Below are 9,821 nucleotides of genomic sequence, written 5' to 3'. Positions count from 1 at the left end.
GCCCTTCGGAGGCAAATCCGTTCTGTTCTGGCTAAGGCTACGAGTCTTGAGGAATTTTCCGCTCAGCTTTTGCAGGAGCATGGCGTCACCGTCAGTGAGAGCCGGGGGCGGTTCAGCTATCGAACTGCCGACCGGACCAAGCCCATCTCCTCCCGCAAGCTGGGCGACGATTTTTCCAAAGAGAAAGTTCTGGCTGCTCTTGCTGAAAACGCCGAGCGAAAGAAAACCGCCAAACTCTACAGCTCTGATCCTCGCCCTGACCGCATCAGCCACTTGATTGACATTCAGGCCAAGCTGGCCGCGGGCAAGGGCGTAGGCTACGAGCACTGGGCTAAGATTTTCAATCTCAAACAGCTGGCCAAGTCCATGGCGCTTTTCACCCGGTACAATCTGAACAGCGAGGAAGAACTAAACGCTCGGGTTGCTGAACTTCAGGAAAAGCGCGACGAAGCCCTCAAGGTAGTGAAAGACCTGGAGGGCCGCATCAAAGCCAACCAGGAATTGAGCCGTCATGTTTTGGCCTACGTCCAGAACAAGAAGTTTGCCCAGCAGGTCAAGACTGCCAAGAACCCGGAGACGTTTCGGGAACAGCACCGCGCTGAACTGACAGCGTATCAGGCGGCAGCCGCCTATTTCAAGGCCCAAAAAATCACTAAACTGCCCAGCCTGAAACAGCTCGAAGCCGAGCGCGAACAGCTAATCTCGGAAAAGGCCCGGTTCTATGAGGCGTACCGCGAAGCGAAAAAGGCGTGGATGGAACTCAGCACCGCACAGCAAAACCTGGCGTCCATGCTTCGACAGGACGAACGCCACCAGGTACAGGAAGGAGGGCTGCATGACACAGACATTGCACATTGACCCCGAATTCAAGGCACAGATTCCGCCCCTGACCCAAGATGAACGCAAGCAGCTGGAAGAAAACATTTTGGCAGAAGGGGAGCTGCTGGCCCGATGTTTTTATCCGGCGATTCTGGAAAGCTTCAACAATGAGGAGGACCAGAAAGCATTTGCCGCATGGCAGGCAGAGCAGGCCCACTGTTCGGCAAAAGAAAAGCAGGACGTTCCCGACGGGGAACGCTCTGACATCCATACACAGCTTTTTTCAAGTTGGGTGCGTCCTTTGGGGCGCACCTTTTTATTTTTCTCATCAAAATCGAAGATAGGAATCATGGAAAAGCCTTTCTTGGAAAGGTACCATGATTCAAATTTTCTAATTTGGTGGACCGACTCACTCAGACTGATCGATTCATTGCTGCCTGATCCAGGTGTTGGTCCAGACTAACATCCTAGAAATGGGCGGCGAACCAGGCATCTATCTTCTGGATATACTTACCGGTCAAAACAAAAGCAACCGTCTTTTTCTTCCGTTGTAACAATTCATTTTCTCCATGTATTCCTCGGCAAATGGGTTTACTTAATTCATAATAATACAAATCTTGAAAGCTGTTGATCTAATGTCGCCTTTCTGTTATACTTTTTATAAAACAGCAAAGCTCTACGCTTTATAAGAATTGAATGCTGCTATAAATATAAATTATAAGTTTTAATAAATACTGTTTTACAGCGTAAATGAATTACAAAGCACAGACTTGGTGGCCACACAACACAAAACAAGAAACCAATCAGGCAATACGGTGAGAGTATGAAAAAGAACCATGTGACAATTATAGGACCCGCTGTTATGGATATTTTAGCTGGCCCCATCGATGAAAAACTCTTTACATTGGGAAGCCTCCCAATGAATGAGATCAAAATGTCATTTGGAGGAAATGCCTATAACGAAGCTTGCATTCTCAGCCATTTTGGAGTGGATGTGGATCTGATCTCAAAGGTGGGCAATGATGAGGCCGGCAACAGAATCCTTCAGAAAATCCACAGTTTGGGGATCAGCACCGCCCATGTGAAGATAGAAAAAGGATTATCTACCAGCATCAACATTGTTTTGTTTGACGCTCAGGGGGAGCGGCGTTTCCTGACAAGCCCCAAAAGCAGCCAACGTGCTCTTTCTGAAAAAGACATCAGCGACACGGTTGCAGACTGCCCATCTGTTGTATGCTTTTCGTGTATGTTTATTTCTCCCTTGTTGGATATTCCTGCTATGGAGCGCCTGTTTCGCAAAATAAAGGAAAACAAGCAGCGAGTTCTCATCGTCGATATGACAAAGGCAAAGAATGGAGAAACCATTCAGGATTTGCAGCCGCTGCTTCCCTATGTGGATTACCTTTTACCCAATGAAGAAGAAATCAATAAATTGGGCTGCGGCTGCATAGAAGAAAATGCAAAAGAGTTTCTTCGTCTGGGTACAGGTTGTGTCATTGTAAAAAGAGGAAAAAATGGATGCACAGTATTTACACAAGAAAATACCATTCCTGTAGCAGCTTTTCCCACAGACTGCGCCGTAGACACAACCGGCGCTGGAGACAGCTTTGCCGCTGGTTTTATTTACGGATTGCTGAAGGGAAAGTCGCTGACTGAATGTGCTCAGTTTGCAAATGCAACGGCATCCTGTTGTGTGGAGCACATTGGCGCTGTAGATGGGATTCTTTCCATTGAAGAGCCCATGAGACGATATGAAATCCTGCACAATTTGGTTGGGGGGAAGCAAAATGGAGAAAAATGAGCAAAAGGCTTTCCTAAGCCATCACTCCAGTAAGGCTGAACTCGTTCGGCATCTTTCCAGGTACTTGGAAAAGAACGGAATTGAAACATGGTATGCACCGCGGGATATTCCGGCCGGAGCCGATTGGCCAAACGAAATTGAGGGTGCCATCAAAAGCTGCTCTGCGTTCATTCTTCTGTTCTGTGCAAAGGCGGACTCGAGTCAACAGGTCAAGCGGGAACTGGCGCTGGCTGATAAATACCATAAACCGGTATTCTGGGTCAAAATCGAAAATGTTGAACCCAACAATCTTGGATATTTTCTTACGGCAACGCAGTGGTTGAACTGGCTGGATAATCGCGATGATACACTCGATCAGCTTGTGACAGACATCTATGCCATCGAAAAAACGCCCGGCACAGCTGCCAGCTCGGTGGCGGAAGGATGTATTCCCAAGCAGGAAAGCTCCTGGGTAAAAGGAGTGTTTGGGTTTCTGTCGGACAGAGACGCTGCAGAATGCGCAGCAAGGGTCTATTTTGAAATGGCTCAAACACATCCGGATTCTTCGGTTATTTTGCCAACGGGAAGAAGCGCAACTATGATTTTCCGCGCAATGAACAAAATTGTTGATGAATATGAGGGCTGTCCGTTTGGCGAAGCACATATTATTTCCGACACCGAAACATTTGGCGTTTGGAGTGAACACGAAACCAGCCGTACAAAACATATCAAAGATATGCTGATCATGCCTCTGAAAAGAAAGCACAAAGAGCCCTCAGAAGAAAACCTTCATTTATTGTCCGGTGTTTACACAGATAACGATCCTGTCAAGTCTGCGCAAAGAATAATCCGACTGTTTCCTCCTATGGTTCATGCTGTCTCACTGTCCCCTCTGGGAGAGATCTTGGCGTATGAAGTAGGCACCTACCATGATATGGACGAGATCATTGATGATGCGCCAAGAATCGTGGAAGTAGGCGAACACAGCAAAAAATATATCGACCCCAATCAGCCGTCGAAATCCATTCTTACGATTGGTTTGGGGACTGCTCTTCAATCAGAAATTCTGTTAATTGTTGCATTTGATATTCAAAAAGCAAGTATTGTAAGCCGTCTGTTGAACGGACCAATGACGGCGGGCATCCCTGCAACTCTATTGCGGAATCATCCCAATGCGTACATTCTTACAACAGAAAAGGTTGCGGTAGAAGCAAAAATTCTCGATTTACTATCCGATATAAAAAATCCGAACGAGGCGGCCAAATGGATTATAAAAAACTGACCTACAAAACGATTGTCCTAGATTTTGACGGCACGGTATGCCGGCTGTTTGCTCATTATGATTTGCAGCACACTAAGCGGACACTTGAACAAATATTGCCCGCATATGGCGTTGATTTCAACGAGTACGATGACTGTTTTGATGTTTACCATGCCATACGCAGCCAGCTGTCCAATCCGGCTCAGAGAATCGACGCGTTGTCTGCGGCTGACCGGATCATTGAGCAGGCGGAATGTGAGGCCATTGATACCTGCACGGATATTCCCGGCCTGGACAACTTTTTAAAGCGTTGCGGCCTGCATCACATCCAGCTGGGGATTGCCACAAACAATTCTCCCAAATGTGTGCTGAAGTACTGGAAAAGGAAGGGATTGACCGATCTTCCGCCGATTGTTGGAAGAGATATTTCCCACATTGAGCACCTTAAACCAGATCCCTGGTCTTTAAACAAAGTGATCGAGACCCTTCATACTCCCAAAAATGATATACTTTTTATCGGCGATAGCCCGACTGACTATGAATGTGCGGTAAGGGCTCAGGTGGATTTTCTTGGAATCACCGCAACAGAGAAAAAGCAAAAAAGGTTTGAGACGCAGCAGATTTCCATTCCTTTGATAAAAAGTTACGATATGTTGTGGATCCCTGATACAATTTTATAATCAGAACTTGTCCATATATGTAGGAGAATGGTTTTGCTTTTACTTGAGCTACTGGTGCTTCTTGCCTTTGTACAAACAGATAGTTTGGAGTGTTCTCTCAAAGCCACATCCGCTGTATATAACCATATTCTCTATCGGAAGTTTCATTTAAATCTTTTTCTCGTCGATGGATCCGACGGGCCAATTCATTCTTAATAAGGAGGACCAGAAGGCATTTGCCGCATGGCGGGCAAAGCAGGTCCGCTGTTGGCAAAAGAAAAACAGGACGTTCCCGACGGGGAACGCCCTGCCATCCAAACACAGCTTTTTTCAAGTTGGGTGCGTCCTTCGGGGCGCACCTTTTTTATTTTTAACCAAGAAGATGAACCAGCCTAATCTAGCTTTCGATGTGTCCGTACGATCAGCAATCCGCCCATTCCATTTCCTGCTCGACTTCCCAAAAAGTCTTCCCATCGAAAATAGGGGCAGTTTGAAATGCTTCCTCGCCTTCCTTGATAGACGAACCGTTGTATTCCCAAACATAGTCTTCCGCATCAGGATCGGTTTGGACAATTTCCATATGGACAGTGTTTTCATTGGGCATATATCCCTGAAACCAATACTTTCTACCTTTATAGATAAACACGGTATCCTGGCATGTATAAATTCTATCTACAAATTCGTTTGCACTTCCATTTATCATCTCATCTTAATCCCCATGGAAATTTGCCATTATTTTCTGTTATGCACTAAAGCAGAAATAGAATCAATCAGGCCAACTGCGCTTCCTGAGGGATGCCCTGATTCAGTTCACCCAGGAAAACAAAAAATCCGAACCTTCTCCCACAGGAAAAAGGTTCGGATTTTTCTGATTTGGTGGAGGCGATGGGAGTCGAACCCAGAAAAGGCTTGGGAAAGCAGTAAAAATCTGCGTGTTTCCTGATAAAATTTGATGTTCATAGACAGAACGCAGGCGGCTTTTGGCCTGTGTAGCAGAAAAAGTGTGTTATAAAGTGTGTTACCCGTAGGGGGAGAAAAGCTGGTCCAGGGCGGTGGAAATTTGTTCCGTTTGACCCTGAACAGGGTGGGCATAAATGCCGTAGGTGTCCATGCTGCGGCTGTGGCCCACAAGGGCTTTCAGCTGGCCCTCGGGCAGGTTCTGGGCGATGCTGACGAAAGTATGCCGCAGCTCGTACAGGCTGCAGTAGGGGATGCCGTTGTGGTCGCAGTAGGTCTGCCACCGATGGCGGATGGTGCTTTCCGAGGCATCCGCAAACACCCGCCGGGCACCGCCGGTCAGGGCCCGCTGGGCTTCCAGCTCCTGGATGGCCAGGGAAGAGAGGGCGACCGTCCGCAGGGCATTCTGGTTTTTGCCCTCGGTGATGGCGCCGCGAACGTTCCGGGCACGGTACAGCCGCAGGACGGCGCCGTCGATGTCGCCCCATTCCAGGCCCAGCAGCTCGCCGGGACGCATTCCGGTGAGGACCGCCAGGCGGTAGTAGTGGATAAAGGAATCATGGACCGGTTTGCCTCGCAGGACGGTTTCGTCGCTGCGCATCAGGATGGACAGGCCGTCCGGCTGCAGAATCCGCTTGCCCTTATAGCGGGCGCTGGCCGGGATGGCCAGGTCCTCGGGATTGTAGGCGGTGTAGCCGCTCTTGCGGGCAAATTTCAACAGGCCGGTCAGGTCGGCATAGAGATTTTGCAGGGTCTTTTTGCTGCGGCCTGCGGCGCAAGCCAGGTCCAGCACGTGCTGGAGGTCCTGATCCGTCAGGGCCTCTAGCTTTTTCCGGCCCAGGTTGGGGGCGATCCAGGTGCGCCAGCGGCTTTCCATGGGCTTCCAGTTGCTTTCGGATGTGGTGATCTGCCGCTGCTCCAGGTATTCCGGCCAGACATCCGCCACCGTCTTGCGCCGGGAGCTGACGCCCTTGTCCAGCCAGTCGTCGGCCTTTTTGTTGGCCTCCCGCTGGCCGGTCCGGCCGGGCTTGAAGCTGTAGAAGCTGCGCCGCTTGCCGTCTTTCTGGACATTGATCTGCCAGCGGCCGTATTTGTCCGACCAGACCGCCGTGTTGGTACGTCTGCCCATACAAAAACCTCCTTTGGGTATGGTTTGACAGACCCCACCCAAAAGAGGTATAATCGCATTGTGCTAGCTGCGCGATGATCCTCTCTGAGGGGAGCCGGTTGCCTGTCCCGTTCACCTGTTCCAGCAGGTGGGCGGGATTTTTTGTTTGGTTTTCTTTTTACTGCGTCCCACTCAGGCCCGGCCGATAACAGCCTCGCCATGGCGGCGCAGAGAAAGCCTTGCCTTAATAGGCAAAGTGGGTGTGGGACGCTTTCCACTTCCGCAGGGCGATCCCCACCCAGAAGCTGTAAATCCCCAGGGTGATGATGCACAGCAGCAGCCAGATGATCCAGTTGCCGAACAGCTGCAGGGCGGTGCCGTCAAAGGCAAGGCGGCGACCATTGACCACCGTGTGCCGGGTCTCCCAGCCGTAAATCATGCAGACAGCCCAGGGGTAGCAGATGCCCAGGGTGCAGAATGTGACCACAAAGCCCAGAATCCGCCAGCCAATCAGCTGGAGCAGGCCGCCGTCAAAATACGAATTGTTTTCCATAAAATTTTCTCTCCAATGGATTTTAAACTTGCTTGCAATGATTGGGGACAATCAGTAGCACCGCTTGCAGGCAGTGAAGCCCCGGGCCTCGGCATAGCCCAGATCCACCTTCTGGGGGCCTTTCATGTTGCTGCAGCCGGAGTGGCTGTGGTACTTGGTGCCGCCGTGGGTGGGAATCCAGACCATCCTGCCGGTGGGGGTGTATTCCACATAGGGCAGGCCCCGGCTGGTGAATTCGGCTTCTTTGGCAGCCTGCTGGGCTGCAGCGGCCTCGGCGGCAGCCTGGGCGGCTTTGGCCGCGTCGATCTGCTGCTGATACTGGGGCAGTTCGGATGCCAGAGGGTGAACGGCGTCGCCGCCGGCCTGAGCGCTGTACACCAAGGCCTGACCCTGGGCCAGATCTACCACTGGCAGACCGTTGGCGGCCAGCAGACCCACATAGACGCCGCAGGCGGTGAACTCGGTAATGCTTCCATCGTCCGGGACGATCTTCTTCAGGGCATCCACGCTGGAACTGCCCAGCCGAATGTACCAGGTGCCCTTGTCGGTATTGAAGCCCACATAATTGTACTGGCCGTCATTGTAGGCCGCGTTGTAGTCGGGCATGCCGGTCAGGATGATCTGGGTGCCGATGGGCAGTTCCGCGATATCCTGGTACTGCTGGTCCAGGTAGGTGACCTGGTTGCCGGCCGCATCCGGAAAGGTCAGGATGTCATACTTGGCGGCGGATGCCGGCAGGCACAGGGCCGACACCGCCAGGACGGCGGCCAGGGCCGCCGAGAAAATACGGGATGAAAGGTGCATGGGTGGGACTCCTTCCTAATGGTTGATTAAAGCTCGTCTATGATGGAAGATACGGTATTTTTATTTGAGATGGGATCTTGATTATACCGATCATAAATTTCAAAACACTGCTGAAAGCGGCTGTCGCACCAATCCAAACAATTTAGTAATTCGTCGGAGGAAACAATGGATAAAGCTTCTTTGAACGACCACAACGACTGATTGGAATGATTGGAAGAATTCTTTGCCTTGAAAAGTTTATGGATACATTCTATTTCTTCTGGATCATCTATTACATACAATAAACAAGAACCGTAATTGAAGTTACAGGTTAGATTCAGAATATTGCATAAATAACGATCAAGAGAACAAAACGACAAAACACGAAAAGGCAGCCATGTATTGTTACGATAGAGATAAATTTTTTCCAGAAAGAATCCATAAAAGAGAGAAGAAAGAAGATGGATTGAAAACCCTTCGTTTTGATAGAGCGCTTTGAGTTTTTTGATCCCGGGACACAAGAGGATTTTATTCACTTTATCGGGTTGCAGATCAAACAAGATTTCAAAGTATTTGTCGGTGGAATTGATGTTGGATAGATGAGCCGTTTCGGACAAATAAGCTGTTAAGAGTTTAATTTGTTCATGGTCGGTGAGTTTGCACGTATACCATGCTGCAAAGTATTCTTGAAACGATCGATGAATAAAATGATAAGTGAGGCCGTCTTTTATCAGCATACAGACGGACAGCGTCAAATCTTCCTGGAATTCTTCAGCAGTAAAAGACAGACCGGGATATTTGATTTTTGCCAGTTCGATATAGTGGCGCAGAGAAACATCCGAAAATTCAAAGTCGTCTTTAAAAAAGGATTTAAAGCAAATATAGGCAAAAATGGTTTTGAAATTTTCATAGCTCAGGTGGCTTCGGATGTCGCGGACAAAATAATCCTTTGTTGCATCATGGCCATTAAACAAAGTAGAAAAAGCTTGCTCGTAAAAATCATTTGGATTATCGGGAAGTGCTGCATGATTGCTGAAGGTAAGCAGCATGATGGTGAGCAAAAGGGGATTGGAAGCAAAAGATTCATAGGTGTCAAATAACTTGGAATCAAGAGCGTCGGAAAATGGTTTTTTTATAGCTTCGTCAAAGTCGATTTTTTGTATCAAATTGAGAGCTTGTGTTTTTGTTAGGTTACAAAGAGTGATCCCATGAAAATCATTCCAGCCCACAAAACGATCCGAAGGCCGGGAAGAAACGATAAAGTGATTCTTATTGTATCGCTGGCTGAAGTTTTGGATTTGATCAAAAACTTTTTGTGCTTTGTCCCGATTGACCTCATCAAAACCATCCAAAAGAATGACGTATCCGCCTGCCTCAAGGCTATATTTATAGTATTTATCCTCTAGTTTAAAGCCATTGTTGGATAAGTTTTGGTAGATGGCATCATACAAAGATATTTCTTTGCTGTCCATCTGATTGAATTTTCTTAATTCAATTAGGACAGGAATATAGCAGCCATATTGGGCAATATTTAAGAAAAAGTGCTTTAGCAGAAGAGATTTTCCAATACCGCCGATCCCCGTGACAAGCAATTTATTGTTGAGGTCCAAAATATCTTGCGCGTTGAATGTGCTTATGGCTTGATCTTTATATTGTATGTTGGGATACTCATAAAACAAGTAAAGAAACTTGGGAACATGGCGATAAATCAGCGTTTTGATTTGGCTGATGCTATGAACTGTATTTTCTAGATAATCAAAGTATGCGTCTCCATAATGGATGGAATCTTTCGCATCACAATCATCAAAAAACTTTTTGACCGTATTCCAGCCCAATTTTGCAGGTTGGATAATCAATTCTGGGTTGCTAAGCAAAACTGTAGCCAAAGGATCCATTTTCTA

General features: G+C 48.2%; 10 protein-coding genes and 1 pseudogene. 6 read left to right on the top strand and 5 right to left on the bottom strand.

Annotated features, from left to right (window positions below; translation table 11 throughout):
• The 6 genes and pseudogenes from B5E67_RS15650 to B5E67_RS15645 all read left to right on the top strand — a co-directional run.
• Positions 1–858: pseudogene (locus B5E67_RS15650) on the top strand (relaxase/mobilization nuclease domain-containing protein); the annotation flags it as partial.
• On the top strand, positions 836–1,282 hold the full coding sequence (locus tag B5E67_RS15735; RefSeq protein WP_204246552.1) for a hypothetical protein: 447 nt from the start codon (positions 836–838) through the stop codon (positions 1,280–1,282). The pseudogene B5E67_RS15650 and the gene B5E67_RS15735, both read left to right, overlap by 23 nt.
• A gap of 360 nt (positions 1,283–1,642) precedes the next feature.
• On the top strand, positions 1,643–2,620 hold the full coding sequence (locus tag B5E67_RS11780; RefSeq protein ID WP_087385461.1) for a carbohydrate kinase family protein: 978 nt from the start codon (positions 1,643–1,645) through the stop codon (positions 2,618–2,620).
• Positions 2,607–3,881, top strand: coding sequence for a TIR domain-containing protein (locus B5E67_RS11775; RefSeq protein ID WP_158098893.1), 1,275 nt, complete (start codon positions 2,607–2,609; stop codon positions 3,879–3,881). The genes B5E67_RS11780 and B5E67_RS11775 overlap by 14 nt, the downstream gene beginning before the upstream one ends.
• Positions 3,863–4,540: an HAD hydrolase-like protein gene (locus B5E67_RS11770; RefSeq protein WP_087385459.1), complete on the top strand. Its 678-nt coding sequence runs from the start codon at positions 3,863–3,865 to the stop codon at positions 4,538–4,540. The genes B5E67_RS11775 and B5E67_RS11770 overlap by 19 nt, the downstream gene beginning before the upstream one ends.
• Before the next feature lie 222 nt (positions 4,541–4,762).
• The gene (locus B5E67_RS15645) at positions 4,763–4,915 is read left to right on the top strand and encodes a hypothetical protein (protein ID WP_158098892.1); all 153 of its coding nucleotides are present in this window, start codon (positions 4,763–4,765) and stop codon (positions 4,913–4,915) included.
• 25 nt (positions 4,916–4,940) lie between these two features.
• Here the strand turns inward: B5E67_RS15645 and B5E67_RS11765 are convergent, their stop codons facing one another.
• The 5 genes from B5E67_RS11765 to B5E67_RS11745 all read right to left on the bottom strand — a co-directional run bounded on the left by B5E67_RS11765 (position 4,941) and on the right by B5E67_RS11745 (position 9,815).
• A complete protein-coding gene (locus B5E67_RS11765; protein ID WP_087385458.1) occupies positions 4,941–5,222 on the bottom strand; it encodes a hypothetical protein in 282 nt (93 codons plus the stop codon).
• A gap of 315 nt (positions 5,223–5,537) precedes the next feature.
• The gene (locus tag B5E67_RS11760) at positions 5,538–6,605 is read right to left on the bottom strand and encodes a site-specific integrase (RefSeq protein ID WP_087385457.1); all 1,068 of its coding nucleotides are present in this window, start codon (positions 6,603–6,605) and stop codon (positions 5,538–5,540) included.
• 223 nt (positions 6,606–6,828) lie between these two features.
• On the bottom strand, positions 6,829–7,137 hold the full coding sequence (locus B5E67_RS11755; RefSeq protein ID WP_087385456.1) for a DUF898 family protein: 309 nt from the start codon (positions 7,135–7,137) through the stop codon (positions 6,829–6,831).
• 51 nt (positions 7,138–7,188) lie between these two features.
• Complete coding sequence (locus B5E67_RS11750; RefSeq protein WP_087385455.1) at positions 7,189–7,941, bottom strand: hypothetical protein; 753 nt, start codon at positions 7,939–7,941, stop codon at positions 7,189–7,191.
• A 26-nt stretch (positions 7,942–7,967) separates the two neighbouring features.
• On the bottom strand, positions 7,968–9,815 hold the full coding sequence (locus B5E67_RS11745) for an NACHT domain-containing protein (RefSeq protein WP_143405425.1): 1,848 nt from the start codon (positions 9,813–9,815) through the stop codon (positions 7,968–7,970).
• Positions 9,816–9,821 lie beyond the last annotated feature (6 nt).

The organism is Faecalibacterium sp. An122 (genome assembly GCF_002160895.1).
Lineage (GTDB): Bacteria > Bacillota > Clostridia > Oscillospirales > Ruminococcaceae > Faecalibacterium.
This window is presented reverse-complemented; position numbering and strand designations above follow the sequence as displayed.